The 26459-nt window shown below is 59.5% G+C and carries 28 protein-coding genes and 1 pseudogene; 11 read left to right on the forward strand and 18 right to left on the reverse strand.

The annotated features are described in order from the left end of the window. The first annotated feature begins 5 nt into the window (after positions 1–5). Entirely contained in the window at positions 6–2603 is a 2598-nt protein-coding gene (gene nuoG / locus RHIBUN_RS0103295) for an NADH-quinone oxidoreductase subunit NuoG (protein ID WP_025658433.1), read from the forward strand. Positions 2604–2609: 6 nt separating this feature from the next. Here nuoG and RHIBUN_RS35070 read toward each other — a convergent pair. Next, positions 2610–3557: pseudogene (locus RHIBUN_RS35070) on the reverse strand (IS630 family transposase). Positions 3558–3691: 134 nt separating this feature from the next. Here RHIBUN_RS35070 and RHIBUN_RS0103310 point away from each other — a divergent pair. After that, complete coding sequence (locus tag RHIBUN_RS0103310) at positions 3692–4726, forward strand: IS110 family transposase (RefSeq protein WP_025658435.1); 1035 nt, start codon at positions 3692–3694, stop codon at positions 4724–4726. Positions 4727–5049: 323 nt separating this feature from the next. On the opposite strand, the gene RHIBUN_RS0103315 is transcribed toward RHIBUN_RS0103310, so the two are convergent. The 9 genes from RHIBUN_RS0103315 to RHIBUN_RS0103355 all read right to left on the reverse strand — a co-directional run bounded on the left by RHIBUN_RS0103315 (position 5050) and on the right by RHIBUN_RS0103355 (position 12503). Continuing rightward, complete coding sequence (locus RHIBUN_RS0103315; protein WP_025658436.1) at positions 5050–5490, reverse strand: CBS domain-containing protein; 441 nt, start codon at positions 5488–5490, stop codon at positions 5050–5052. A 45-nt stretch (positions 5491–5535) separates the two neighbouring features. Continuing rightward, on the reverse strand, positions 5536–6102 hold the full coding sequence (locus RHIBUN_RS0103320; RefSeq protein ID WP_025658437.1) for an NADH-quinone oxidoreductase subunit I: 567 nt from the start codon (positions 6100–6102) through the stop codon (positions 5536–5538). Between the two features lie 30 nt (positions 6103–6132). After that, positions 6133–7119 carry an NADH-quinone oxidoreductase subunit NuoH gene (nuoH, locus tag RHIBUN_RS0103325; RefSeq protein ID WP_025658438.1) on the reverse strand — a complete coding sequence of 329 codons (987 nt, stop codon included), beginning with the start codon at positions 7117–7119 and terminating at the stop codon, positions 6133–6135. A 225-nt stretch (positions 7120–7344) separates the two neighbouring features. Continuing rightward, complete coding sequence (locus RHIBUN_RS0103330; RefSeq protein WP_025658439.1) at positions 7345–8355, reverse strand: zinc-binding alcohol dehydrogenase family protein; 1011 nt, start codon at positions 8353–8355, stop codon at positions 7345–7347. A gap of 149 nt (positions 8356–8504) precedes the next feature. Continuing rightward, positions 8505–9296, reverse strand: coding sequence for a transporter substrate-binding domain-containing protein (locus RHIBUN_RS0103335; RefSeq protein ID WP_348625965.1), 792 nt, complete (start codon positions 9294–9296; stop codon positions 8505–8507). Positions 9297–9330: 34 nt separating this feature from the next. Continuing rightward, entirely contained in the window at positions 9331–10059 is a 729-nt protein-coding gene (locus RHIBUN_RS0103340) for an amino acid ABC transporter ATP-binding protein (protein ID WP_025658441.1), read from the reverse strand. Next, positions 10043–10693 (reverse strand): amino acid ABC transporter permease, encoded by a 651-nt coding sequence (locus RHIBUN_RS0103345; protein ID WP_025658442.1) that lies wholly within the window; start codon positions 10691–10693, stop codon positions 10043–10045. Before RHIBUN_RS0103345 ends, RHIBUN_RS0103340 begins: the two co-directional genes overlap by 17 nt. Positions 10694–10707: 14 nt before the next feature. Further along, complete coding sequence (locus RHIBUN_RS0103350; RefSeq protein WP_025658443.1) at positions 10708–11391, reverse strand: amino acid ABC transporter permease; 684 nt, start codon at positions 11389–11391, stop codon at positions 10708–10710. Beyond that, positions 11388–12503 carry a D-mannonate oxidoreductase gene (locus tag RHIBUN_RS0103355; protein WP_025658444.1) on the reverse strand — a complete coding sequence of 372 codons (1116 nt, stop codon included), beginning with the start codon at positions 12501–12503 and terminating at the stop codon, positions 11388–11390. Before RHIBUN_RS0103355 ends, RHIBUN_RS0103350 begins: the two co-directional genes overlap by 4 nt. 210 nt (positions 12504–12713) lie before the next feature. On the opposite strand from RHIBUN_RS0103355, the gene RHIBUN_RS0103360 reads away from it, so the two are divergent. Next, entirely contained in the window at positions 12714–13610 is an 897-nt protein-coding gene (locus tag RHIBUN_RS0103360) for a GntR family transcriptional regulator (RefSeq protein ID WP_025658445.1), read from the forward strand. A gap of 89 nt (positions 13611–13699) precedes the next feature. Here the strand turns inward: RHIBUN_RS0103360 and RHIBUN_RS0103365 are convergent, their stop codons facing one another. After that, on the reverse strand, positions 13700–14494 hold the full coding sequence (locus RHIBUN_RS0103365; RefSeq protein WP_018855569.1) for an ion channel: 795 nt from the start codon (positions 14492–14494) through the stop codon (positions 13700–13702). 136 nt (positions 14495–14630) lie between these two features. Then, positions 14631–14837 (reverse strand): hypothetical protein, encoded by a 207-nt coding sequence (locus RHIBUN_RS0103370; RefSeq protein ID WP_025658446.1) that lies wholly within the window; start codon positions 14835–14837, stop codon positions 14631–14633. Between the two features lie 666 nt (positions 14838–15503). Here RHIBUN_RS0103370 and RHIBUN_RS0103380 point away from each other — a divergent pair. Continuing rightward, positions 15504–15971 (forward strand): L-2-amino-thiazoline-4-carboxylic acid hydrolase, encoded by a 468-nt coding sequence (locus tag RHIBUN_RS0103380; RefSeq protein WP_025658447.1) that lies wholly within the window; start codon positions 15504–15506, stop codon positions 15969–15971. A gap of 466 nt (positions 15972–16437) precedes the next feature. Next, on the forward strand, positions 16438–16584 hold the full coding sequence (locus tag RHIBUN_RS35075; RefSeq protein WP_018855572.1) for a DUF1127 domain-containing protein: 147 nt from the start codon (positions 16438–16440) through the stop codon (positions 16582–16584). Between the two features lie 547 nt (positions 16585–17131). Here the strand turns inward: RHIBUN_RS35075 and RHIBUN_RS0103395 are convergent. Together RHIBUN_RS0103395 and RHIBUN_RS0103400 are read right to left on the reverse strand one after the other, a co-directional pair. After that, entirely contained in the window at positions 17132–17773 is a 642-nt protein-coding gene (locus RHIBUN_RS0103395) for a DUF1109 domain-containing protein (RefSeq protein ID WP_025658449.1), read from the reverse strand. Beyond that, on the reverse strand, positions 17770–18318 hold the full coding sequence (locus tag RHIBUN_RS0103400) for a sigma-70 family RNA polymerase sigma factor (protein WP_025658450.1): 549 nt from the start codon (positions 18316–18318) through the stop codon (positions 17770–17772). The genes RHIBUN_RS0103395 and RHIBUN_RS0103400 overlap by 4 nt, the downstream gene beginning before the upstream one ends. 192 nt (positions 18319–18510) lie before the next feature. Here RHIBUN_RS0103400 and RHIBUN_RS0103405 point away from each other — a divergent pair, with 192 nt between their 5' ends. The 5 genes from RHIBUN_RS0103405 (at position 18511) to RHIBUN_RS0103425 (ending at position 21997) form a co-directional block, all read left to right on the forward strand. Continuing rightward, positions 18511–18774, forward strand: coding sequence for a hypothetical protein (locus RHIBUN_RS0103405; protein ID WP_025658451.1), 264 nt, complete (start codon positions 18511–18513; stop codon positions 18772–18774). An 81-nt stretch (positions 18775–18855) separates the two neighbouring features. Further along, positions 18856–19698: a cytochrome b/b6 domain-containing protein gene (locus tag RHIBUN_RS0103410; RefSeq protein WP_025658452.1), complete on the forward strand. Its 843-nt coding sequence runs from the start codon at positions 18856–18858 to the stop codon at positions 19696–19698. Beyond that, positions 19695–20471 carry a molybdopterin-binding protein gene (locus RHIBUN_RS0103415; protein ID WP_025658453.1) on the forward strand — a complete coding sequence of 259 codons (777 nt, stop codon included), beginning with the start codon at positions 19695–19697 and terminating at the stop codon, positions 20469–20471. Before RHIBUN_RS0103410 ends, RHIBUN_RS0103415 begins: the two co-directional genes overlap by 4 nt. A 150-nt stretch (positions 20472–20621) precedes the next feature. Beyond that, the gene (locus RHIBUN_RS0103420) at positions 20622–21191 is read left to right on the forward strand and encodes a hypothetical protein (RefSeq protein WP_245271628.1); all 570 of its coding nucleotides are present in this window, start codon (positions 20622–20624) and stop codon (positions 21189–21191) included. 383 nt (positions 21192–21574) lie between these two features. Next, positions 21575–21997 carry a hypothetical protein gene (locus tag RHIBUN_RS0103425; RefSeq protein ID WP_156932667.1) on the forward strand — a complete coding sequence of 141 codons (423 nt, stop codon included), beginning with the start codon at positions 21575–21577 and terminating at the stop codon, positions 21995–21997. Between the two features lie 235 nt (positions 21998–22232). Here the strand turns inward: RHIBUN_RS0103425 and RHIBUN_RS33060 are convergent, their stop codons facing one another. The 3 genes from RHIBUN_RS33060 to RHIBUN_RS0103440 all read right to left on the reverse strand — a co-directional run bounded on the left by RHIBUN_RS33060 (position 22233) and on the right by RHIBUN_RS0103440 (position 23948). Next, the gene (locus RHIBUN_RS33060; protein WP_245271621.1) at positions 22233–22442 is read right to left on the reverse strand and encodes a hypothetical protein; all 210 of its coding nucleotides are present in this window, start codon (positions 22440–22442) and stop codon (positions 22233–22235) included. Positions 22443–23244: 802 nt separating this feature from the next. Beyond that, positions 23245–23376 carry a hypothetical protein gene (locus RHIBUN_RS37875; protein WP_280949561.1) on the reverse strand — a complete coding sequence of 44 codons (132 nt, stop codon included), beginning with the start codon at positions 23374–23376 and terminating at the stop codon, positions 23245–23247. 257 nt (positions 23377–23633) lie between these two features. Next, entirely contained in the window at positions 23634–23948 is a 315-nt protein-coding gene (locus RHIBUN_RS0103440) for a hypothetical protein (RefSeq protein WP_156932668.1), read from the reverse strand. A 302-nt stretch (positions 23949–24250) separates the two neighbouring features. Between RHIBUN_RS0103440 and RHIBUN_RS36280 the strand changes: the two genes are divergently transcribed. Then, the gene (locus tag RHIBUN_RS36280; RefSeq protein ID WP_025658458.1) at positions 24251–24730 is read left to right on the forward strand and encodes a hypothetical protein; all 480 of its coding nucleotides are present in this window, start codon (positions 24251–24253) and stop codon (positions 24728–24730) included. A 534-nt stretch (positions 24731–25264) separates the two neighbouring features. Here the strand turns inward: RHIBUN_RS36280 and RHIBUN_RS0103455 are convergent. Next, positions 25265–25540: a DUF982 domain-containing protein gene (locus RHIBUN_RS0103455; protein WP_051420028.1), complete on the reverse strand. Its 276-nt coding sequence runs from the start codon at positions 25538–25540 to the stop codon at positions 25265–25267. Positions 25541–26459 lie beyond the last annotated feature (919 nt).

Raw genomic sequence — 26459 nt, forward strand, 5'->3', positions numbered from 1 at the left:
AAGCCATGGTTCGCGTCACGATCAATGACCAGACACTGGACGTGGAGGCCGGGTCTACGGTTCTGCAGGCGGCTCAGCGTCTGGGCATCGACATTCCGACTTTCTGCTATATGAAGCGGCTGCCGCCACTGGCCTCGTGCCGGATGTGCCTGATTGAAATCGAAGGACAGCGCAAGCTGCAGCCGTCCTGCGCCACCGCGGTCACAGACGGCATGGTCGTGCGAACGAACACGCCGCTGATTGACGAAACACGTTCGTCCATGCTCGACATGCTGCTCGCCAATCACCCCCTCGACTGCCCCATCTGCGACAAGGGCGGCGAGTGTGAACTGCAGAACCAGGTGATGGCCTATGGGCCACGCGAAAGCCGTTTCCGCGATGCCAAACGCGTGTTCCATTCCGAAGATATCCGTCTGAGCCCCGTCGTCATCATGAATGTCAATCGCTGTATCCAGTGCCAGCGGTGCGTGCGGATGTGCGAGGAGGTGGTCGGCGCGGTCGCCTTGGGGACGGTCGAGAAAGGCATGGATACTGCCGTAACCGGGTTTGAGGGCAGTCTCGCGAGCTGCGACCAATGCGGCAATTGCATCGAAGTCTGCCCGGTCGGTGCGCTGATGAGCTTCCCCTATCGTTACAAAGCGCGGCCCTGGGATCTGGCCGAAACCGACACCATCTGCCCGCATTGCGGTACCGGCTGCCAGCTGACAGTTGGCACGCGCAAGGGCGAGTTCATGCGCGTGCGCTCAAAATGGGACCAGGGGGTCAACCGCGAAACGCTCTGCGTGCGCGGGCGCTTTGGCCTCGATTTCGTCACAAGCCCGGAGAGGATCAGGCGACCGATGGTCCGCCGTGATGGCGCCCTTGTCGCAGTTTCCTGGGAAGAGGCCGGGGACCACCTGAAACGGCGCCTTTCGGCGGTGGAAGGAAAGGCCGCAGGCGGGCTTGCCTCGCCACGCCTTCCAAACGAGACGCTTTATCAATTCCAGAAAATGATGCGCACGGTCTTCCGGACCAACAACATGGACTGCTCCTCGCGCTGGTCGACACCCTACGATCCGCTCGGTGCGTTGGTCACCGGCCACTACAGCCGCGCGCCGCTGACGGACGTGATCGGCAACGATTGCGTGCTTGTCATCGGTGGTAACCCGACCGAGGAAAACCCGGTCACCGAATACCTCCTGCGGGACGCTGCGCGGCGGCGACAGACCGGATTGTTCATGCTTTCGGCCCGGCCATCCCGTCTGGACGCCGATGCCAGGGCGGTCGTTCGCGTGTCACCGGGCGGTGAGGGGCCAGGTCTCGCTGGGGTGGTGGTTGGGCTCATGGCAGCGGCTGATCCGAACCTGCTGGGCGCCGTTCCCGCGAACCTCGGCGGATCGCCGGCGGCCATTGGCGATGAGGTATCTCGTCTGGTGCGGGCATTGCTCAACGCGCAGAGCGTCACACTGCTTGTCAGCGCCGAGCTCCTGAGGTCGTCGACAGCACGTGACACACTGCAGCAACTCTCAAACCTTATGCAGCTTGTCCGCCTGCTTGGCAAAAGACTGGCGATGCAGTTTCTCTTCGACCGCGCCAACCAGCTTGGAGCCTGGGATATGGGCGTGCTGCCGGCAACACTGCCGGGGCTGCGCCCGGTCGCTGACGATCAGACACACACAACACTCGAACGGAGCTGGGGCACTGAGATACCGTCCGAACGCGGCTCGGATTTCGACGGGATGCTCGGCCTCTGCGACAAGGGGCAGATGGGCGCGCTCTATATTGCCGGAAGCGACCCGCTTGGGTCCTATCCCGACCGTGCGTACGTACAGCAGGCCCTTCGTGCCGCCGAGCTCCTGATCGTGCAGGATGCGTTTCTCACCGAGACTGTCGGCATGGCCGAGGTGGTGCTTCCGGCCGCGAGTTACGGCGAGGAGCCCGGGACCTTCACCAACAATGAGGGCCGGCTCCAGAAGGTCTGCAAGTTCCATGAACCCGTCGGCGAGGCACGCGGCAATCTGGCGATCTTCGACTTCGTCGCGGCACTTCGTGGCCACTCACTGCGACCATCGATCCAACGCGAGATTTTCGACGAGATTGCCAGGCTGGTTCCTGCTTACGAGGGCTTGAACTGGGACGGCCTTGGCGCAGACGGAGCGTTCACCAAAGGGGGACTTGCGCCACCGGCTGGCGGGTTCTTCGCCCCGGCGCCTGCTTCCGCTCAATCCGCCCGTCTCATGCTGGTCACCGGCAACTGCCTGTTCCACAATGGATATCTTTCCGAACGATCGGAAATCCTGAATACGGTCGCAGATGACCCCTATGTCGAGATGGGCGCACAGGATGCCGAGGAGTTGGACCTTTCCGATGGCGATCAGCTTGTCGTTCGCTCAGCCCGGGGCGAGCTGACTGCAAAGCTCAAGGTCAACAGGCGCTTTCCAAAGAACCTTGTGTTCGTTCCTGAAAACTACAGCGCGTTGCGCCTCAACAGCCTGATGCAGCGGGGCGAATACCCGTGTCCGGTGGAGGTTCGAAAGGCGCGGGTGGCCAATGGAACCGCAGCCGCCGTCCTCGCACCTGGCCCCGAAGACAACGCCCAGGGCAGGACCGGTGGCCGCCTCTAGAGCCTTTCATGTTTTGACGGAAGCGTAGCCGGCATTTGAGAAGTAGTTGGCGCATTCCTCTGGCTTTATGGTGTCGGCGAGTAAGCCCAGATGGCGCCACGTTTCCTCGATGGTTCGCTTTTGAGCCTGGCGCATCCAGTGCTTGATCTTGGCGAAGGCTTGCTCGATCGGATTAAGGTCGGGGGAATATTTCGGCAGGAACCATAGCCTGGCGCCGACGGCCCTGATGGCATCGCGGATGGCCTTGGCTTTGTGAGAGCCGAGATTATCGAGGATGACGATGTCGCCAGGTTTGAGGGTCGGGATCAACTGCTGGCGGACATAGGCGTGGAAGCATTCGCCATTAATGGGACCGTCGAAGACGCAGGGAGCAGTGAGCTTGTCGCAGCGTAGGGCGCCGAGGAAGGTCAGGGTGCGCCAGCGGCCATGCGGGGCAAAGCCGCGCAATCTTTTGCCCCTCGGCCCCCACCCGCGTAACGGCGCCATGTTGGTGCGGATCCAGGTCTCGTCGATGAAGACGAGCCGCTTCGGATCGAAGCGCTCTTGCCAGGTTTTCCAGCGGGCTCTGCGCCGGGCAATGTCGACGCGGCCCTGCTCAAGGGCGAACAGCGTTTTTTTTAAAGCTCAAGCCCTCGCGGCGCATGAACTGCCAGATGGCATTGTGGGAGACGCTCACGCCGCGGGCGGCCAACTCATCCTTCAGCCGATGTAGCGTCAGATGTGATGTCTGCTCGATCTGCTTGACGATGAAGGCGCGGTGCGGCTCTAGCACACGTCGGCGAGGCCGCCCATCTTGCCGGGCGACACACTACCGGTGGTCCGATAACGCTGCGACCACTTCACCACGGATGAGACAGCTATGTCGAACCGCTCCGCCACCACCCGGCAGCTCTGACCGTCCACAACCGCTGCAACGACTCGCTCACGAAGATCATTCGAATAGGGTCGCGTCATGGATGCTGGCCTCCATTCCAGCATCCATGATGAATCACAAATCTGCTGATTTGATGTTGTGGAACGGCGCTGCTCCCACCCTATCCTGAAAAGAGGCCGAGCATCCTGTTCGGTAAACAGCTTGGAGCGTTCTTATGACTTTGATCACGACAATCGGTCTCGACACGGCCAAACAAGTCTTTCAGTTGCATGGGGTAGACAACGAAGGGACGACAAACCTTCGTAGGCAGCTTCGACGCTCTGAGGTTTTGAAGTTCTTCAGGAAGATCCCGTCGTGTGTCGTTGGATTGGAGGCATGCGGAGGCGCTCATTACTGGGCACGAGAGATCAAGGCTCTCGGACATGAAGTTCGGTTGATCCCACCTGCTTACGTGAAGCCCTATGTCAAAAGAGGCAAGAATGACGCGGCAGACGCTGAGGCGATATGCGAAGCTGTAGGCCGACCGTCGATGCGTTTCGTGCCGCTCAAGACCGTCGACCAGCAAGCGACGGCTATGCTCTTGAAGGCACGGGACCTGCTGGTTCGACAGCGCACCCAAACGATCAACGCTTTGCGCGGTCATCTTACCGAGCTGGGCATTACCATATCCAGAGGTGTGGGCAAGGTCGACGACCTTGCCGCAATCGTCCGTGACGAGGATGATGCCCGCTTGCCACCCTTGGCCCGCATCGCCCTGTTGCCCCTGACCCATCAGATAGAGGCCTACACGTCGGAGATCGTAAAGTTGGAGAAGCACATGATCCGCGAAAGCCGACAGGATGCGACATTGAGCCGGCTGACCTCAATTCCAGGTGTGGGTCCAATCACTGCCAGCTCCATCGCGGCATTTGTACCCGACCCAAAGGCCTTCAAGTCTGGGCGTCATTTTGCGGCTTGGATAGGCCTGACCCCGAAATCAAATTCCACAGGTGGGAAAACCAGATTGGGAAGAATCTCAAAAATGGGAAACCCGGTCTTACGATCTCTTTTGGTTGTGGGGGCGTCCGCCGTTATCCAGCACGCACGTCGAGGCGCAAAGGTCTCAGCTTGGCTGACTGAGTTGCTGAGGCGCAGGCCATACAAGGTCGCCGCCATTGCGCTGGCCAACAAGATGGCGCGCATTGTTTGGGCTCTTCTAGTGAGAGGGGGGCAATTCCACAGCACGGCGAACGAAGCAATGGCCGCCTAGGACCGAGTGCAGATCGCTTGTCGTCGCTGACAAGCTGAAGTCCAAGGTGCAAGATCAATGATGACCCCGAGGAAAGACATCCGGATTGGATCAAGACCGTGATTCCCAACGTGCTTCGAGCTCGCTGATTTGTTTAGGTCACTCCAGTCGCGAACGTCATCAAGGCCAGTAGCCCAATTGCTGCGCGAAAAGGCCGGACATATGGGCGCACCAGCCCTCGGAATATCAACGATTGAACACCTTGACCGCAGAGCCGTTCCACATATGGGAATCGCGCACCGATTCCGATAAGCAATGATCCGCTCTAGCCCTGGCGTGCCTTGTCAATGATAGCTGACCCCGCAGATGTAATCCTGCAGATCCTGCTCCGTGCGCATCGCTTCCTCGAGCCTGTACTTGACCACGTCGCCGATGCTGACGATGCCGGCGATGTTGTCGCCTTCCATGACGAGAACGTGGCGCGTCCGCCGCTCGGTCATGATCGCCATCACGAGAGGCAGTAAATCGTCTGTGGAGCAGGTCGCCACACGCTGGCTCATGATCTCGCTGACGCGCATGGCGGGTGCTTGGGTGCCATATTTGGCGACGGCATTGCAGCAGTCCCGCTCAGACACCGTTCCGAGGCATTCCCCCGGGTAACGGGCGACGATAACGAAGCCGATGTTGTTTTCTCGAAACAACCTCAGGACCTCCACCATCGTGTGGTTGGGTGTAACCGAGACGATCTCGGGAGACTTGCTGTTCAAGATCTGGCGCACATGCATGTGGGCCTCCTCTCTGCGCGCTTTGCCTTGACGGCTGGCGCATTTTCACGTTCGTCGGATATTACGCCACCAATTGTACCCCTGCCGCCCGCCGGTCTCGACCAGGACCTTCGGTTCGACACTGAGGCGCGCAGCCACCACGCTGCCGCCAGTCGCTGCCTTGCCCGGCTTGGCAAGCAGATCGTCACGCCCGATCACAAGCTCGCGCGAAGAGAAGCTGGAGAATTCGTATTGCTGGCCAAGCGCGATCGCGTCTGCTGGACAGGCATCCTCGCACAGGCCGCAGAAGAGGCACCGTGCCGTATCGATCTCGAATTTCGCCGGATGACGCTTGCCCTTCTCATCCTCGTAGGGGACGACTTCGATGCAGTCGCATGGACAAATGCGCGCGCAGAGTTCGCAGGCCACGCACTTGATCTCACCCTCTTCGTCACGCTTCAGGAAGTGATGCCCACGGTAGCGTGAATAGGGAAGCCATTTTTCCTTGTCCGGGTACTGCATGGTTACCGGTTTGGAAAACATGTAACCGAAGGTCAGAGCCAAAGCCTTCGCCAGGTCGGCGAAGAACGCCCAGCCGATCCATGTGCCAATTCTGTCCTGCGCGTGCGACATCGCTGCCTCACTACCGAGCCGCTCTGGCCCCTAAAGGAAGACAAGACCCGTGATAATTATGTTCGCCATCGAGAGAGGAAGCAAGACTTTCCATCCGATCGCCATCAGCTGGTCGTAGCGGTAGCGTGGGAAGGTGAAACGGAACCAGATAAACATATAGACGAAGAATGCGACCTTGAGCGCGAACCACAGGAGCGGTGGCAAGGGGATGAGCGCGCCGTTCCAGCCGCCAAAGAAGAGGATCACCGCCAGGACCGACACCAAAAGGACGATGGCATATTCGCTCACCATGAACAACGCAAACCGGATGCCGCTGTATTCGGTATGGAACCCGGCACCGAGATCGCCTTCCGCTTCCGCCAGGTCGAAAGGAATGCGCTGGGCCTCGGCCAGGCCGGCGACAAAAAACACGAAGAAGCCGATCGGCTGGTAAACGATGTTCCACACATCGGCCTGCGCACGCACGATTTCCAACAGGCTCATGGATTGCGCCAGCATGACCACGCCGATCACCGCGAACCCCATCGGGATCTCGTAGCTGATCATCTGCGCGCAAGTCCTGAGGCTGCCGAGGACGGCGTATTTGCTGTTGGCCGCCCAGCCACCGAAGATAACGCCATAGACCTCGATCCCAAGCACCGCGAAGACGAAGAGAAGCGCGACATTCATGTCGGAGACATAGAGGGAAATCTCGTTGCCGAGCACCGAGACGGATTCGCCGAAGGGGATCGCGACGAAGACGACAAAGGGCGGAGCGAGCGCCAGGATGGGAGCCATTTTGAACAGCAAGCGATCGGCCTCGGCGGGAATGTGGTCCTCCTTGGTCAGAAGCTTGATTCCGTCCGCCATAGGCTGCAGCAGCCCATGCCACCCAACCCGCATCGGCCCCATCCGCTGCTGCATGTGTCCGGCGATCTTGCGTTCCAGCCAGGTGAGAGGCAGAGGCAGCAGCAGCAGCATCGCAATCAGCAACGCGACCTTGAAGACGATCAATCCGGTGGCGAGTACGAGTTCCATGGTCCGCGGCTGCTTGTTCACGGGTTGAAACACATGGCCGGTTTTTATCTCCGGCTATTCATTGCGTACTCTGCACCTGTCAGGTCGCAGATACAACTGCGACGCAGTCCAATGCGGTTGCGCCCATGATCTTGTCGCTGCCTGACAGCTGCTGTCGCAGGCATTCGATGCTTCGGCGACAGCCCGTCGGGGACCCGAGCTCTCGCTTGAAATTCGTCGATGCTTTCAGACGTCCAGGATCGCTTTGATGACGCCCGCCTCGGGACGGGCCCATTCCACCAGCAGCGAAGCGCCATCTTCCAGGCGTCCCCGATGCGTATTGAGGGCACGGGTCGGCACCTTGCCGGCCTCGATCTGGCGCACGACCTCGGCAAAGTCGTCCGGCTGGGCATTGCGGCTGGCCAGAAGCGTCGCCTCACGCTTGTGGAATTCAGGGTCGGAGAAGGTGATGTCTTGCCGTACGACGGAGAGCAGCACATAGCGCGCACCGTGGGCAAGGAAGCCGAAACCCCGCTCGATGGGGCCGGCACTCCCGGTCGCGTCGATCACCACATCGAAACCGTCGCCGCCGGTCAGGCGCTCCGCTTCCGCCTCGGCGGAGGCATCGGCGAGCATTGCAGCGTCAGCGCCGAGCCGGTCTGTGGCAAAGGCGAGCCGGTCGGCGCGCGTGTCCATGACAGTCACATGCGCTCCGCGCGTCTTGGCGAAAATGATTGCCGACATGCCGATCGGACCGGATCCGGTAACGAGCACGCGGTCGGCGGCGTTGATCGCGCCGCGCTTGACGCCGTGCGCGCCAATCGCCAGGAATTCGATCATCGCCGCATCTTCAAGCGCGATACCGCCCGTCGGCACCACGTTGGCCTCGGGCACCGAAACATATTCGGCCATGCCGCCGTCGCAGTGCACGCCCAGCACGCGGATCGACTGGCAGGCATTCGTCAGCCCCTTCCGGCAGGCATGACATGTACCGCAGGAGAGATAGGGCACGATATAGACGTGTTCGCCCGTCTTGAGACGGCTGCCCTCAGGGGCTTCCTCGACCGTACCGGAAAGTTCGTGGCCCATGACGCGCGGGTATTCGAGAAAGGGGTGCTTGCCGGCGAAGATGTGAAAATCGGTCCCGCAGATGCCGACATGGCGGATGCGCACGAGAACCTCGCCAGCGCCACGTGCGGGTGCCGGACGGGAGACAAGCGAAAGACGGCCGGGTTCTTCGCAGAGAAGCGCTTTCATGAAGTTCATCCTGATTGTCTGAAGGTTTGGACGGCACCACAGAGCCGCCGGGCATATCGACAAGGTCCTTACGCCTCATCATCAGTCGGCAGCCCGACCGGACGAGGGAGGTGCATGGGCGACCGTGGGTCGGCCGCCCCGCTGTCCGCTTACGGTTTCGGCATTTCCGCCGGCAGGTCGACGTTGTTGTACTTCTTGTAGATCTCGTTCAGCTTTCCGTTGGCGAGATCGGTCTTGACCCAGTCGTTGACCGCCGTCTTCAGCGCATCGTCGCCCTTGCGCAGGCCAACGGCATAGGGATTGACCTTGAGCACGAACTTGACCTCGAGCGGGTCGTTCGTCCGGCGCTCGTTGACGGCATTCATGATCTGCGGAGCGGAGATCATGATATTGTTCTGGTCGGAGACGAGTGCGGTGACGAGGGTCGCGTCGTCGTCATAACGCACGATGTTGGCTCCCGTTGCCTGGCTTGTGGCTACCTTGTCGTTGGTCGTACCGCGGGTTGTTGCGACATCCTTGCCCACCAGTTCTTCCAAGCCCTTGATCTCAAGGCCCTTCGGAGCAGCTGCGATGACCTGGATGACGCCGTGCGGATCGGCGAAATCGATCACCTTCTTGCGTTCCTCACTGATGGAGAGCGAAGCGACGACCACGTCGGCCTTGTTTGTGAGCAGGAAGGGAATGCGGTTCGGGCTGGTCACCTCGATAATTTCGAGCTTCACGCCGAGGTGATCGGCGAGCAGCTTTGCGCTTTCCACCTCGGAGCCCGTCGGCTGCATGTTGGCGTCCTGCATGCCGAAGGGCGGTGAGCCGAGGTCGATGGCCGCGCGCAACGTGCCGCGTGCCTTGATGTCGTCAAGCGTATCGGCGATGGCTATTGCCGGGACGGCACCAAAGAGAGCGAGCGCCAAAGCGCTGGTCATCAGGGTTCTGCGTTTCATCATTTAATCTCCTCCTTGAGACATTTCGATCGAATTAGAGGCCGTTGCTCAGGAACTCGCTTAGTTCCTTGGTCTGCGGATTATCCAGCATCGCGCCGGGGCCTGTTTCCCAAACCTTGCCCTGGTGCATGAAGATCACCTTGCTCGCCACCTTGCGGGCGAAGGCCATTTCGTGGGTGACGAGGATCATGCTCATGCCCGCGCGGGCGAGATCCTCCATGACGCGAAGCACCTCGCCGGTGAGCTGCGGGTCGAGTGCCGAGGTCACCTCATCGAAGAGCATCAGCTTCGGTTGCATGGCGAGCGAACGGGCGATGGCGACGCGCTGCTGCTGGCCGCCGGAAAGTTGCTCGGGGTAATTGTCGGCCTTCTCCAGGAGGCCGACCTTCGCCAGCACCTGCTCGGCAAGCGCGCGCGCTTCAGCCTTGCCCATGTTCTTCACGCAGGAAGGCGCGAGCATGATGTTTTGTGCCACCGTCAGATGCGGGAAGAGGTTATAGCTCTGAAAGACGATGCCGACGTCGCGACGCAGCGCCCGCCGATCGAGTGCAGCGTCGTGGACCTTGTGGCCGCAAACGAGGATCTCACCGCTGTCGATGGTCTCGAGTGCGTTGACACAGCGTAGCGCAGTCGACTTGCCTGAGCCCGAAGCACCGATCACCGCGATCACTTCGCTGGCACCGATATCGAAACTGACCCCCTTCAGGACCTTCACGGCCCCGAAGCTTTTGTGCACGTTGCTGAGGCTAACGACGGCCGACATTGAGTTTCCTTTCAAGGCTGCGGCTCCAGGCCGAGAGCGGGTAGCAGATGGCGAAGTAGAAGGCGGCGACGACGATGAACACCGTGAAAGGCTCAAAGATCGTGTTGTTGACAAGCTTGCCGGCCTGGGCGAGTTCGACGAAGCCGACAACCGAGGCCAGCGAGGTGTTCTTGACGATCTGCACGAGGAAGCCGACGGTCGGCGCCGTGGCGATGCGCATGGCCTGCGGAAGGATCACCCGGGTCATGCGTTGCCAGCGGCTGAGCGCCAGGCATTCGGCCGCCTCCCACTGGGTCTTCGGCACAGATTCCAGGCAGCCGCGCCAGATTTCCGCAAGGAAGGCAGAAGAGTAGATGACAAGGCCAAGGCCGGCGGCGACAATGGCCGGCAGGCTATCGAGGCCGATGACGGCAAGGCCGAAATAGAAGAGGAAGAGCGTGACGAGCAGCGGTGTGCCCTGCACGATCTGGATATAGCCGCTGGCAAGTCGCCGCAGCAGCGGGCTTGGCGAAATCCGGGCGAGCGCCATGGAAAAGCCCAGGACGGAACCCCCGATGAAGCCGATTGCTGAAAGACCGATGGTCCAGAGCACCCCGACGGCGATGAATTCGATGTGGACGGGCGTGAGCGACATCTCCTGTTCCTTCCTCAGATGGCCGTGCCCAGCTTGCGCCGACGGGGGAAAATAACGAGGCCGAACAAGATGAAGGCTACCCGCACCACGAAGGACAAGGCGATGTATAGAGCGCCCGTGACGATATAGGTCTCGAAGGAGCGGAACGTGTCAGACTGGATGCGGTTTGCCACAGCCGTCAGTTCCTCGGCGGAAATTTGTGATGTGATCGACGAGGCGAGCATCAGCAGTACGTACTGGCTGGTCAGTGCCGGATAGACACGCTCGATCGCAGGACGCACGATGACGTGCCAATAGGTCTGGGTGCGCGTCAGCCCAAGACATTCGGCGGCTTCCAACTGGGACTTGTGAATGGATTCGAGGCCCGCCCGCACGATCTCGCAGGTATAGGCACCGACATTGACAACAAGGGCTGCGACGGCTGCCGTGTTCGCCGATACCTTCAAGCCCATCGAGGCGAAGCCAAAATAGACCAGGAAGATCTGCACCAGCAGCGGTGTGTTGCGTATCGTCTCGACGTAGACCGCTACCAGAAATTTCAGCCAGGAAGGACCGTCCGCCCGCGCGATGGCGCAGAGCGTGCCGACAACGAAACCCAGGACTGTTGCGAGCGCAGAAAGCTTCAGCGTAAGCCAGACCCCCTGCAGGAACACCGGCCAGTACGGCAGGAGGGCGGAAAAGTCGAATGTATAGCTCATGCCGTCGCCTTCTGCCGGGAAACGATCGAGGAAAGAACCGGCGCTGGCGTACCGGCCCAGTCGAGGAAGGCCGCGATACGCCGTTCGACCTTCAGCGCGTGATTGCCAGCGATGTCGGCGATGCGGTGGTCGAGATAGGGATTGCGGAAGCGGTCCATGGTGGTGGCGACATAGGCGCGCGCCGCATCCTCCATCCCGCGTGCGGAGAATCCGGGCAAGACCTCGCCGCGATAGATCGCGTCGAGGCGGGTGTTGACGGCAGGGTCTGCCAGGATGGCACGAACGGTCTCATGCTCCGGACGTCCGTCGCGCTGCCAGATATCGGCGAGGACGCTGTGGCCGAGATTGAGAATATGCAGCTTGAGCCGCTCGTAGGGTTCGAGGTCGTCCGTCAGCACGATGGACGGATGCGTGCAGGGCAGGCGCAGGCCCGGCGTCCGCTCGATCGCCCAGAGCGCATAAGGCTCAGCCACCGCGCCCGCGGGCTGCAGCGGCTCGGAGACGATGCGATCGACGAGGGTGTTGGCGAAAACCACCTCCTGGTCGAGGAACCTCAGGAAATCCGCTGAGGCGCTGGCCGTCGCCGCAAGGTCGCAGACAATGGCCCTTAGCGCCGGTCCGTTGCGGTTGACGAGTTCGCAGGGCAGCACCGTCAGCGGACGCCCGCCGCGCTGCCAGCGGGCATGGAGAAGCTGAAGGAGCTTGCCGGGAAACGACACAAGCGGCGTGTCAGCAAAAAGGCCGGTGGACGCCTCGCCGGGAGCGACCGCATAGCCTGAGTCACCGGTGTTGGAGACCACAAAATCGGCTTCGTGAGCGAAGAGATCGACGATCTCGGCCCAGCCGCCGGCGGTCGAAAGGCCGCGCGATACGCTTTTCACCGCCACGCGACGCTCGGTGGCCATGCCGTTCTCAAGGCCGCGAAGAACGACAGGAAAGCCCGCCGGATCGGAAAAGGCCGCAAGCCGACCGGCCCGCTCGGCAGAGCCCGAGGTCTGCACGATGACGACCGATGGCACGTCCTGACCTGCTTCCCGTGCCTCGTGCAGGAACAGATCCACATGCGCCTGAAGGAAGCGGCTCGTGCCGAATTGAAGGATGAGCCCCGTCATAGGCCGAACACCGGGAGGCGGCCGGTGCCCAGTAGAGGACAGCAACAGAAAAGGGTGTGAGGATGCGCTTCGCATCCATTGTCCGCGTGCATGAACTCCTCCTTCCACACAGCTAGTCTGTTTTTTTTGTATAAAAGACATTATTTGGGCGGGCAATCTGTTTTTTTTATAAAAAAATCATTGTAAAAGACAAAGCGTCGGGGGGGCGGCATGAAGACGAACACGCTTTACAAACGGACGCTCAATCAATGTCTTGACGTACTCGCACGCAAGTCGCCGGGATCAAAGCTGGCGTCTGAGCCGGTCCTGGCGGCCGAACTCGGCGTCAGCCGGACGACGCTGCGCGCCGTGCTCGCGGAGCTTTCGAGCTGCGGTATCGTCGCGCTCGACGGGCGCTCCAAAGTGCTCTTGCGCCTGCCGTGCGCCAAGGACTATCAGGCAGGCACTGATCTCGGGCCCCTCGCGGAGATCGTGGAGCGCAAGTTCATGACCTGGATGGTGGGGCCCGATTGCAGTCCTGGCCAGAGCATCAATGCGCTCGATCTAGCCCGCCAGTTTGGGGTCTCCACGTCTGCCATCCGCGAATGCCTCAACACGTTCAGCCATTTCGGCCTGCTGGAGCGGCAGAGTAGCGGACGCTGGAAGGCCCTCGGTTTGACGGTGGACTTCGTGGCCGAGCTTTTCGACATGCGCGAATTCATGGAAATCCGGGCAGTGGAGCGCTTCATGGCGCTACCGCCAGACCATGCCGCATGGCGCACGCTTGCGTTCCTCGAACAGGAGCATCGGGAGATGCTGGCCGAAATCAGCTGGCGCTACCGCGATTTCTCCGATCTCGACCACCGGTTCCATAAGCTGGTCCACGGCGTCGCCCCCAACCGGTTCTTCATCAACATCCAGGGCGTGATGTCGGTCATTTTCCACTATCACTATCAATGGAGCAAGAAAGACGAGCGACAGCGCAATCACGTCGCGGTCGAGGAACATCTGGCCTATATCGCTGCCCTTCAGAGTGGCGACCTCAAACAGGCGCGGCATGCCTGCGCCGAGCATCTGAAGACCGCCCGCTCAACGCTTCTCTCCTCGATCGAGATCGCCTCGGACTGACCTCGTCTCGTCCTTTCTCGGACACTCATCGCCCGCATGTCGCCCCGGGGTCGAAATCCGCCTCGAAACCCTGCCATCGGTAAGTCCCTTCAGTTTCCTTCGTCGGGGATATTCAGCACCTCCCCACAGGCCTTGCAGTGCACGGCATCGGTATCGTGCCGCTGCAGGCCGCATCTGGGGCACGGGAACGTGACTTTGTGCGGACGCACGACCGCCTGCGCCAGCCGTACAAAAAGCGAGACGCCGACGATCATGGTGACCACCGACGTGAGCTTTCCGAGGGTTCCGGGCAGCGTGATGTCGCCGAAGCCGGTCGTTGTGACAGTGGCGACCGTGAAATAGAGGGCGTCGACGAATCCTTCCTCACCATTTCTGTCGTAGAAGAACGACGTGTAAACGAATCCCGTGATCAGGAAGAGGAAGACCAGGAAGTTCAGGATCGCGCGCAGAACCTCAACGAATTCGCTGCAACCAATCCGACGCAATCCTGCCAGAAGAAGGGGGCTACGGCCGAGCGCCCAGAGGCGCATGACCCGGAGGAAGGCGAAATTGAAGAGAAGGGACGGGAAGAGCAGGGTCGCCAGAATGATCAGGTCGACCCATGTCATCGGTCGAACGACCCATGCGCCGACTGAGGGGGCTGCGACTGCGCGCGCCACCATCTCGAGAATGATCCACGCCGCAATCGCGTAATCGATGATCAGGTATGACGGTCCCGTTCGCAGATAGGGCCCGAGGACGAAAAACGCGAGGATGGCTATGTCGACAGCCATAAAAGCAGCCTGCACCGCCATCGCCTTGGCGTCATCGCTCGTTTCGAGGCGACGAAGCCAATCGCGGATAGACTGCCGATACGAACGATCACCAACGTCGAGGATGCCCATGTATCGGAAATCTACTCGCTTTACGCGCCTCGTTATAGATCAAAATAGCGAGGGCAAACGACATGCGTACACGACATGGGTACACTTTGGGTAAGTGCTCGAACTGCCGTCAGGCAAACACCTGGGCTGGCCAGATCTAATCGGAGCGACGGGCCTCGGCGGGCTTCTTTGACGAAGCTCGCTTGCGTTTTCCGCCCTTGCCGGGATTCGACCGCGACCGACTTCGCAGGCTTATCCGCGATGGAATCGATTGCGCATCGACCAGAAGCGGCTTCGCGTTGATCGCTGCGATGCTTGCCTCAAGCGCAGTCAGCCCGGAAATCACATTATCGAAGATGCCCATGTCCTGCTCCGTTGCTTCTCGCAAAAACCTAACATGGGTTTCTGGCGCAGGCCACATCATATTAGCAGAGTATTATTTGCGAGTAGGCCGAGCCAAACACCGCGACGGCGGTGCTCCGGAAGTTCGTGCTCGGGCTTCAAACGCGGATGTAGTCTGCCGCAGGTCCGCCATACGCCATTTGCGGCCTGAAGCTGCGATGAGCCTGCTCCTTTCCCACCTCATCTGACGCTGACGCCCGAAAACTGCCCTTGATACCATCACTCGAGTAATTTCAGTATCATCGGGGGAAGGGGCAGCCAAACCAGGAGAGCACCGTCGCGTCAAGATTTGCAAGCACTTGCAAGAGCTTGACGGCGAGGTAGGCCTTGGTCATGACGGCACCGCGGACGGCATCGGCAATCGCTCCGTCTTGAATTTTTGTCGTTGCCGCGGAAATCGCGCGCAGCGCTTTACAGAACCGATGGCGAAACCGCGCACATTCATTGCCACGTACAGCGCTCGACGCTGCCCTGACTGCCACATCGAGCCTTGAACGTGATTGGCAGCGTGTGGCAAGGTTGCGCCCACCACCCTAGACAGACGAAGCAAAGGGCACCCGGCATGTCGGATTTTCCAAATGAAGAGACAAGTTGCCCGGACCCAGCGACTGCAGAAGCGCCAAAACCAATGGGCATCCTCCAGCGGCGCAAGATCGAAGCGGCCATTATCGCGCCGATCTATGATGAGTTGAGGCAGCGGCTGGGCGAAGCGGAGGCACAGGCGATCATCGATGCGGCTGTAAGCAAGGCGGCGATGCGGGCCGCCCGTGAATTCGCAGACGCGACGGAGGAAGGCACCAGTCTGTTGACGTTTCAGGCGCTGCAAAGCCTTTGGACGCAAGATGACGCGCTTGAAATCGAGGTCGTGCGGGCGGATGACAAGGTGTTTGACTACAACGTCCTGCGCTGTCGTTATGCCGAAACCTACCGCGAGATGGGGCTCGGCCACATAGGCCATCTCCTGTCCTGTAACCGGGATGCCGTCTTCTGCAAAGGCTACGATGCCCGCATCAAAATGTCTCGAACGCAGACCATCATGCAAGGCGCGACACATTGTGACTTCCGGTATGTCCTGGAGGAGAAAACCGCGCCGTAGCCGGTCACCGCCAGGGCAATTCAACCAGGCTTCATGTCCACGAAGATCGCTGACCTCGTCAGCGGACAGCGGGAGCCTCCGGCGTGGTCCAAGGAGCGCCCTTCGAGCACTCCCACAGGATCACTTCCACCGATTTTGCGAACCGAGATTGGCATGAGGAGCCGAGGACAGTCGATCAGGGCGCGCAGCCTCTTTAATGGGCAGCAGGCATATTTGCCAGCTGGCTCGGCGGCCTGAAAAAGCGACCATCGTGCCTGGCGTCTTCCAGCGAAACGGGCTCGCCCATGGGGTTAAAAACCAAGCATATTCTGAAAGCGAAAGATCATCCTATGCATCACACGCATAGGTGAGGTGAGGTATTGTCACTGCTTTAAACCGATTGAACCACCTATATCTCAACCATCGAAACGACGCCGGAGCCAAGCAAGGTTGCTGACGTCATTAGCCCTCAGGAAAGGGGATTATCATGAACGTAGCACGCTCTTTCAACAACTGGCGCAAGTTCCGTCAGACTGTTAACGAACTCGGCCGTATGTCCAGCCGCGAACTGCAGGACCTTGGCATCGACCGCGCCGACATCCGCAGCGTTGCCCGCGCAGCGGTCGCCCGCTGACCGCGCACACCTTCCATCTCCAAGACTGCCCGACGCCCGCTGGTAACGCGGGCGTTTTTGCGTCGGTCGCGATAGCCGAGGTCGGTTCAGGCCGTGTACTCATCGCCAGTCTTACCAGCTTGCACTATTTGCATAGCTGCAGTGCAACATAAGACATGGAAACTGCCGCCGAACGATGTAGTGTTGGAGCTGTCGAAGCAATGCACCTCCTCCCGCAAAGCTTCGAGTTTCAGACGGCCAATCTCCTCCCAGGGACGTCTGAAGGAACAGCGACACTCCTCCTCCCAGTCGCTGTTCGGTTCTTTTCGAAAAGCCTGCCGCACCTCCTCCCGCGGCAGGCTTTTTGCTTTTGGGCCATGTCTCGCTCAAAGGCCGGGATTAAGTTGCGGCAGTTTTCCTTCGCCGCACACACAGACGCAGGAATAGCGGTGCAGCGCTTGCCCGGGGCCGATCTGGAGCCTTCGAATTCCTGTTAAGCCCCCGCGCGATTGCTTCTCGCCGGTTCCATCGCACTAAGAAGTTTCCTAAACCTCCAGTCTGCCTTGGCTTACCAGCGCAGTAGCGACCGCGATGTCAACGCGCCGAGGATACCGCACAGGACGATGCCGAGCGTGTACCAGAGCGCTACGAAAGGCAGTCCGTTTTCGATGCAGCCCCAGGAATAGGTCCAGGCACCGACGGCCCCAGCCGTGATGCCGGCGACAAATCCCGCCAGACGAAGATGGGTCGGGGCCGCGCGGCGCAGGAACCAGATATTGGCGGCGAAGACCGGAAGGGCCGCACCAAGGATGATTATCGGGCAAAACCAGGAGGAAATGCCGAATATCAATGCCGGATAGTCGCTTGCCGGAGATGCATGTAATTGCCACAGGCCAAGTGCGACCAGGATCAGGTAGATGATAAGAGCGGCAATACCGCAGCTGCGTGGAACGCCACCCGGTCGAGCGACGATCATCAGCGCGCCGATGCCGGTTAGCGCCAGCAACAGCGGATAGAAGGACTTGACCCAGAAGGCCGGCAGATGAAGCGCTGTCGACAGGTCGGGCCTCAAGCCATGCGCAAAGAATATCAGGGCCGCCGACAGCACAAGACCAGGCGCCAGAGCCAATGCCAGCAGCCGCCCGAGCGCACCCGGCGAAACCGGCCGCAGGTCTCTTGCCAAAGCGTTGATGAGGTCATCGGTCGTCACTTACCTTCGCCTTTCAATTTCGCCGCCATTGCCTGTATGCCGCGGAACACACTGATCTTGACCGTGGCTTCGCTGCGCCCGCTGCTTGCCGCAGTTTCGGCGACGGAATGTCCTTTGAGCCTTACATCCCGGATCATCTCGCCCTGCCATGCCGGCAGGCTTTTCAGTAGCCGGTCGATATCCATGCCCGCGGCGATCGCATCCTCGCTATAGGCGTCCACCATGTCTTCGACCATCTCCAGTCCGAGATAGGAACGTCCACCCGTCCTGCGGTGGTGATCCACCAGCTTGTGGCGCGCGATGGTGAAGAACCATGCCGTGAACGGCCTGCCCCGATCATAGGTGATCCTGCGTTGATGCAGGGCGAGCAGTGTTTCCTGGACAAGGTCCTCAACGTCGGCCGAGGCTGAGCGGTAGAGCCGTCGCGTGTAGTAGCTTGCAAGCAGATGCCGCAGCATCTCGAGCAGACAGCGATATGCCGCCTCGTCGCCATCGAGGGACAAGAGCATCAGGGCTTTCAGCTCGGGCTCGGTCAATTGCTTCATGTCTATGAGCACTCATACGGCCGGATGAGGAAACCGTTACACGCGGGCGAATGGAAAAGCGAGAAAACTGAAGCGATAGAAATTTCACGATCACATGACCGTGATGCCTGTAACCGGTCAGCGCTGCGGACGAAGGAGCCGATGTGACCGTCGTCGCATCCTGCGGCGACCACGCAACCTGGGAGAACCAGCATGAGCATTCGTCCTTTCGCCGTCACTGCAGGCACGGTCTTTCTCGGTCTTTTCCTTGCCGCTGGCGGGACCAGCGCACAGACGGGCACGGACACGATGAAGAAGTCCGACACGATGAAAATGGACAGCATGAAGACCGGCTCCATGAAAACAGACAGCATGAAGATGGGCATGAGCAAGGCCGACTGCATGCACAAGGCCGGCATGGAGAAGGACAGCATGAAGAAGACCGAAATGATGAAGAGCTGCGATGCGATGAAGTGATCAGGTGGCGCCTTTGCCGGTGAAACTCCGGCGGGGGTGGCGCCGTATAGCAAGATGACGACTGCTGTGAGGACGCGATCAATGGAAACTGCTGATCTTGGCATGACGAGCGGACGAAGGCTGATCCGTCGCCACAGCCTGACTGTGCGCCTGTCGCACTGGCTTAACGTGTTGTGCATGACGGTCCTGCTGTTCAGCGGGCTGCAGATCTTCAATGCCCATCCGGCCCTTTACTGGGGGCAATATGGTGCTGACAGCGATCCATCCTTCCTCTCCCTCGAGGCGGTGGAAGAGGGGGATGCCATCCGGGGTGTCACTCGCGTCGGCGGGCTTTCCTTCGACACCACCGGAACGCTCGGGGTATCGAATGTCGATGGCGAACCCACGGCGCGCGGGTTCCCCGCCTGGATCACGCTCCCGAGCTACCAGGATCTCGCAACCGGGCGCCGGTGGCACTTTTTCTTTGCATGGCTGTTCGTCGTCAACGGCCTGGTCTACCTGGGTTACGGTCTTCTTACCCGCCATTTCCGCCGCGACCTGTTGCCGACGACCGACGAACTGGCGCCCGCGCATCTGGCTCAGGAGATTGTCGACCATGCCCGACTGCGTTTCCCCAGGGGCGAAAAAGCCCGCCGCTACAATGTCCTTCAGAAGCTGACCTATCTGCTGGTAATCTTCGTGGCTCTGCCGCTGATGATTGCAACGGGCCTCTCCATGTCACCGGGGTTCGATGCTTTCGCACCATGGCTCATCGATCTTTTTGGCGGTCGTCAGTCGGCCCGGACGCTGCATTTCATTACCGCCAGCTCACTCGTTGCCTTCGTTGTCGTCCACGTTGCGATGGTTCTGGTGTCCGGCGTCTTTAACAACATGCGTTCGATGATCACCGGTCGCTACGCCATCCAGACGGAGCCAAAGCCATGAGCCGCCTCATAACCCGCCGCCGATTTCTGATTGGCTCGACGCTTGGCGCATCGGCGCTTGGTCTCAGCGGCTGCGACATGTTGGTCGAAAACCCGAAAGTGCAGTCGGTCCTGAAGATCGCCGAGGGCCTGACGATGCGCACGCAACGCCTGCTGATCGGAGATGATACACTCGCGCGGGAATTCACCATGGCGGACATCTCGCCGACCTTTCGAGCCAATGGCACGAGCATGCCGGACGGGGCGCAATATCAGGAGCTGCTCGGCCGGAGGTTCCAGACGTGGCAGCTGCAGGTCGGCGGTCTGGTCGAGCGTCCGGCGGCTTTCTCGCTCGCCGCATTGAAAGCGATGCCGTCGAAAACCCAGATCACCCGGCACGACTGCGTCGAGGGCTGGAGCGCCATCGGCCAGTGGACCGGCGTTCCGCTCGGCGCCCTGTTGCATCAGGTCGGCCTGAAGCCAGAGGCGCGCTATATCGTTTTCCATTGCGCCGACGAATACGAGAAAACACTCGACAACAGCGGCTGGTATTACGAGAGCATCGATCTCGTCGATGCCTTCCATCCGCAAACCATCCTCGCCTATGCGATGAATGGCCGGGACCTCGAGGTACCGCATGGCGCGCCGCTCAGGCTCCGGGTCGAGCGTCAGCTCGGTTACAAGCATGCAAAATACCTCATGCGCATCGAGGCGCTTGCCGATCTGTCTGGTCTTTATGGCGGCAATGGGGGTTTCTGGGAAGACCGCGGCTACGAATGGTACGCCGGAATTTGATGTTCGCGGGGCCGGCCTGATGGCAGCGCCTCGAGGAAGCCGACGGTTTCAACCCGCATCCGCCGGTCGTTTCGATGTCAGGGTTTCAAGAAGGAAGAGCAGATGTCCCCCATTTCCAAAACCGGCTTTGCGTTGCTTGCAGGCGCGTTGATGGCTGTCACCGTGGGCTTTTCGGCAAAGGCTGCGGACCCGATCCGCGTCCGTGGCACGGTCGAAAGCCTCGAGGGCAGCACGCTGTCGGTGAAGACACGCGAAGGCACCGATGCCAAGATCATGCTCAAGGATGGCTGGAAGGTTTCGAGTGTCGCCAAGGCGTCGATTGACGACATCAAGCCAGGCGATTTTGTCGGCATCGCGTCCCTGCCCACCGCCGACGGTGGTGATGGCGCACTCGAAGTGCTGATATTCCCTGCCGCCATGAAAGGCACCGGCGAGGGCAGTTATGCCTGGGACCTGAAGCCGAACAGTTCGATGACCAACGCGACCGTGGCCGATGCGGTCAAATCGGTCGACAGCCGAACCGTGACGGTAAAGTACAAGGGCGGTGAGAAGAAAATCTCCATCCCGGACGGCACGCCCGTCGTCACCTTCGCTCCGGCGACCGAGAGCGACATCAAGAGCGGTGCAACAGTGTTCATTCCGTCAGAACGGGCTGCCGACGGCTCGATGTCCACTCTTCGCGTCGTTGTCGGCACCCACGGTATCGTGCCGCCGATGTGAACGTGTTGAAGGCGTCCTTGGGAGGGCATGCCGGGACAGGCCTGGGCCCGGGCTTCGGCTGCAGGAGCCTGCCCTCCCATCTGCATACAAGGAGCCTCGAACGACAGGAACGGAGGCCTCTAGAGGCCTCCGGATGTTCGAGGAGGATATAGTCAAGCCGTTCGCCAGGGTCTGATAGTCTTGCCCAGGCCGTCGTGGCGTAGGGCCCGTGGTAAGGCAGCATTCGGCGCGACACTGCATAGAGCCCTTCTGGCCCTCCCAAGTGTCTCGACGAAGATGGCGGCATTCTCCGCGGCTCCTGTCGTCGAGGAGAAGGAGACTGTACCGGTCGCGGTGGACAAGGAAGAAATCCAACATCCTCGGCTGGGCTAGCACGGCATTCGGTGGCGGTTCGTTCGGTCTTGCTGCCTTCTCTGGCTTCGACTGGCGGGCCTTGGTTGTCATCCTTGGTTCTGCCGTTGTTCTCACCATTGGCATACATGGTGAACGCGGCGGGTATCGGCGTGGTATGGGCCAATCTTAACAACACCGTGCACGATCTGAAGCAAACTCAGCGCGAGCTTGCAGACCGGTTCGACCGCGAAGCTCACGATCGCAAGGAGCGTGAGAAGATCTACCAAGTGACCATGGACGGGATGAATACCCAGATTGCTCCGCTTCAGTACCAGCAGTCTCAAATGCTTGACAAGGTCAGCGAGAACAAGACCAGCATCGCTCAAACAAGCGGATTGATCGCGTCGTTGAGTCCTTCGGCGGCAAGCTGGATAAGGTCCTCGACACCATCAACAAGATCGCTACCCGAGTAGAGGTGTTGTCCAGCAAGATCGACGAGCCAACGGGAAGAGCGAAAAGTCGCTATCGGCCTTAAAACAAATACCCCGCCAGGAGGCGGGGTATGACTCGTTCCTAATTGGTTGTGTATTGCCCAGCTTACTCAGCAGGCAGCGCGTCTCATAGGGACGTCGTGCGATGCGATATTGATCTCCCTGAGAGCCTGAACCATCTTGTGCGGCTCAGAATTGATCAGAAGGAGATATGCCCTCATCGCCTGCACAGGCCGCGAACGGCCCTGTTCCCACTGCTTGAGTACGTCGACGCGAAATCTTTCTGCGTCAGACCCGTGCGCACACGTATGGCCTTGACATCGATCTCGGCCGGCACATGGAGCTTGTAAGGTTCGGCTTCGTCGCGAGCAACGGCCAAAGCCTCATTCAAGCCCTCTGCGATTTGATCGAATACCTTCTTGCTCATTGTCATTCTCCTACTGCGATCGGTAAAACCCTCCTGCATCAGGGTTCTGTGACAGATGATCGACCAGAGCTTCTATGTCTTGTTCGGACATAGTTGGGGAGACGACGTGGGCAATCGGCTTTGCGATAGATTGTAGGGCAGGTCCAGTAATAGCCGGTCGCACCGCTCGCTAGTTTCTTGAATGAGGTGTATTGCGGCAGGGCGACAGGGACCATCACCACGCTTCCGGGTCTACGTTTTGGCCGCTTACGCCAATAGCCTGGTAAAAGGATGACTCTGAGGACGGTTTTGAGAAGATCAACGACGAGCGGGGCGAGGAGATCGGAGAGGTCCACGTCGACTACTCGGAGATGACGACCTTCTGAGTCGCAGACAGCGAGACAGAGATCGGGAAGTTGCTTCTCGGCTTGCAATCAGATGTTACGAAGTATTTTGTCGCAATCCCGCTGTATAGCTCTAGTTCCTTCTTCAAAGAAGGAGCGTCAACTTGGAAAATCTACGAGAATTTGCCTCAAGCACCAATGGTGATCGGTGGTTTTTGGGCCGCGACGAGGTGACTGATACAGAGGTCGTCGTTCATCGAGGGAACCCCTCTTCGGGCGGTCATGAAACAACAACTACCCTCAGTTCGTTTTTAACGCGGCGCCCGTTCGGACCAGAGCGCGATGCTTTGATTATGGTACTTGCAGACCGCCCCGGCGAAAGTGGTGAGGTACCCGCTTCGCCAGTTTAAGGGCCCATTTATTCGCTGTTCACCCAATGAGACGGGGAGCGCTCGCGCTGTCGATCGCCTTCCCGTATCTCATTTCTTCTTAAAGCCGCTTTGGCTGTCCTTGACCTGAGAACCCAGAGTGGGCGGGGCGCTTTTGTGAGCGGCCTTGTCCTGCTTAGGCTTCCTGGCTTCCTCGTTGCCTCGTACCTGACCCTTGGCCATTTGCGCAGTCTCCTCGTGAGAACAGACCTAGCTGTCATTGGCCGCTGAATAGCAAGAGAAATCTGTCGGACCTTGCCAACGGCAAAGGGAATACTCGCGGCCCAGCAGGGAGACCATCCACCTTCCGCGATAGGAAAAATGTACCTCGTGACCAGCGAGAACGCTGCGGCCCACGATTCATCGCGGCGTCCGCTGGTTAAAAATATCGGCGATAGCTATCAGGAGAATGGCGGCGATGGCGAATTGCCCCGATGCTTCTACCTGAACGCCGTGCCAAGAAATTTGAGAATGTCAGAGGCTGTCTGCATTTGGGCGGTCCCTTTCGTTTCAGGGAACCCTAAAGGCAGATGGTTGTCGTGAGTTACACGCCTCATCGCATGGCTTCCCGGCTTCGTTGAAAGCCCGCTCCAAAAAACCATGAAAGCCAGAAAAACGATGAGATCGCGGGCGCCAAACACGTAGGCGTCGATCATTTGGTTTTCAACCATCGGCTGCCTCGCCGCGGCCGTCATGCTGTGCGCCATCGCGATCGCGCCCGCCAGTGCGGAGGTGATCCAGATCGACCCTGGCATTCATTCGGTCCCGGCACCGAAGGAATATCCGGCGCCGGTCGTTGATGTCGGCGATCAGGTTGCCGTTGTCTCCGAAGTCGCCATTGGGCATCTAGCGCAGGCTGAGACTGGCCGAAGTTCTGTCGAGGTCGTAACAGCTTCCTTTGTACACGTCAGATCCGCATTCCTGCCGGCGTGACTTTCCAGCACCGTGGCATCTTTCCAATCACGTCGGTTCAAACGGACCTCGCGACTGATCCGAGCAAGACCTATCACCTTCGTTGGAGTCCGACCGACGGTTTCGCCCTCAAGGACTCGCGAGCGTGGTCTACAACCCGTCCACACTCGCCGAAACCATCGAGACCTTCGACAGCACCTATGACGACATGCTTTGCGCCCGCATCATCACCAATTCGAGCAATGTTCCAACGGTCACTAATCTGATAAACCGGAATGTGGTACGGGCGAAAGGTGAAGCTACTGGACCAGGGACGTTCGGCACCGGCGGGTTCGGGATCGAAGACGCCACTTTACCGTCCGCCATTACCCATTTTGCGACAGTTCCACTCAACTTCGCTCGGCGACCCGACGCATTTTTATCTGCCCTGAATGCTACGGCAGGCGGGATCTGGGTGAGCCTGACGAGGGACGTTTCCGATCTGCAAAAGCAGGTATCCGAGACGAGCGATACCCTTCACCAGTTTCAGGCTGATCTCAACGCCACAAAGACCCTCCTGCCTCCGATCCAGTGCCAGGCGCCAATGCATTGGCGAGCGCAGTCGACAGGCTTTCGCGGGTGTTGAAGCCGGCCTCCATCAGGTCGAGTGCTGTGGCGGTTACAGCGCGCGCGCACTCGCTCTCCGGGTCGGTTTGGTTGGCTCGGCACCATTCGCTGATAACGGAGGTGAGAACTTCAACCTCTATGTCATCTAATCTGTTGAAGGGGAATTGCATGGTAACGCTCCTCCGATAATGGCAAGAGCGCTGAGGGGGTCTCTCAATCGGACCGTGCCGTGCATCTGGTCCAACGACACATCATACGCCTTATTCGCACGAGGGTCGCGGAAAAAGAAAGGCCGGAACGAGGGGTGTCACCCGGACTTCCTCGATGCATGCATCTCAAAAACAACTGCCGGTACATCCCTTGGCAGCGTTGGAAACGCAATAGGGGCCCACCAACGCCCGCTGGATTGGATGGACCGCGCGTCCGATAAACCTGCCTAAAAAAGAACCCCGCGACCTAGCGGGGCACAATTGGGGAACAACTAGAAGGATGCACCAAAACAAAGAACAGAAAGACACTAGCGCAAAAGTCGTATTCATCAATGGAACGGTGCCTAGGCGAGCCGGACTATTACCTTTGCAGCAAGGGCCGCGGCAAGGAACGCGGAGTGCGCGTCTTTCTGCGTAGTTGCGCCCGTCACCGTACCGGCGCAGGCCTCAAGTGCCGAGAAGAAGGCGCGGCCGTTCGTAACGGGCCAGTTCCTAAAAAGCATATCTAGAGCGTCGTCTGCGGATGCAATGGTATGCGGCACCCGGTTTCGTTCAACGACCAAGATCACCCAACCCGGTATCGACACAATGTCTCCGATTCCGCATTCCAGGATGGTCATCACAGCCAGCGTGTGGCAAAACAATCCTCATCTTAACTCGCCTTATTTCATCCCGGCCTGCTACATCGCAAAGCCGGAGAAGTTCTGTGGTTCCTCGGATGCTTTAACCGGGTGGTCGCCCCTGAATGGAGGCGCGCGTCCGCTGGAAACTTGGCGGAGACTTCGCCGACATTGGTTTGCCAAAACACCTTTCCAGTTCCTTGGATAGGTCGTAGGCGGACGTCATACCGCGTTGGAAACGTTCGATAAGCAGCTTCGCTGCAGCGCTGTACCGCTCAGGATGGGCAACGCTTCTGGCGGAGTTGTATCCAGCCGCATCTAAGACGTCTTGCAGCATTGTGAGGTCTTTTGAATGTAAGATATAGCCGCGTTCGGAAGACACTTTCGGTCCTCCTTCCATTTGGGGCGAGGGCTGAAAGCCCTGATGCAGCAGCGCCCGTAACATTGGCTGCTGACGAAATGAGCATGCCTGAGCGCGACTGCGGATGCAATGTAAATTGTGCAAGTTTTATTTTTATAAGATATATTTTATAAAACCAAAAATTGCGATTGCGCTTTGTGCAGCGGGTACCTATATGGGTTCCATCGGCATTGCTAATGAGCGCTGGAAAGCATCTGTCGCTCGCAATTGCCGCGATCGCTTTTTCTGCTTTTGACCACGGATGTACTGGCACTGGTATGAGTAGCGATGTGAGGAAGGTCGGTGCGGTTTCGCCCCGGCCTTTTTTGTTTTCTAGATGTCTCACGCTACTCAGGTATTGTTGGAAGAAGGGTTCGGCCAAGGCCCGATTCTACGCAGCCCTTGGCCAAGGACCTTTCGACCCTGCGCCGCGGCCGTCAAATCCGTGTTCGATGCCCGCCCACGATGACCTCTCCCGCACCGAAAAGATATTCGTAAAATGTCGTATTTTTTGGGTCT

It is taken from the genome of Rhizobium sp. IBUN, assembly GCF_000510625.1.
Lineage (GTDB): Bacteria > Pseudomonadota > Alphaproteobacteria > Rhizobiales > Rhizobiaceae > Rhizobium > Rhizobium altiplani.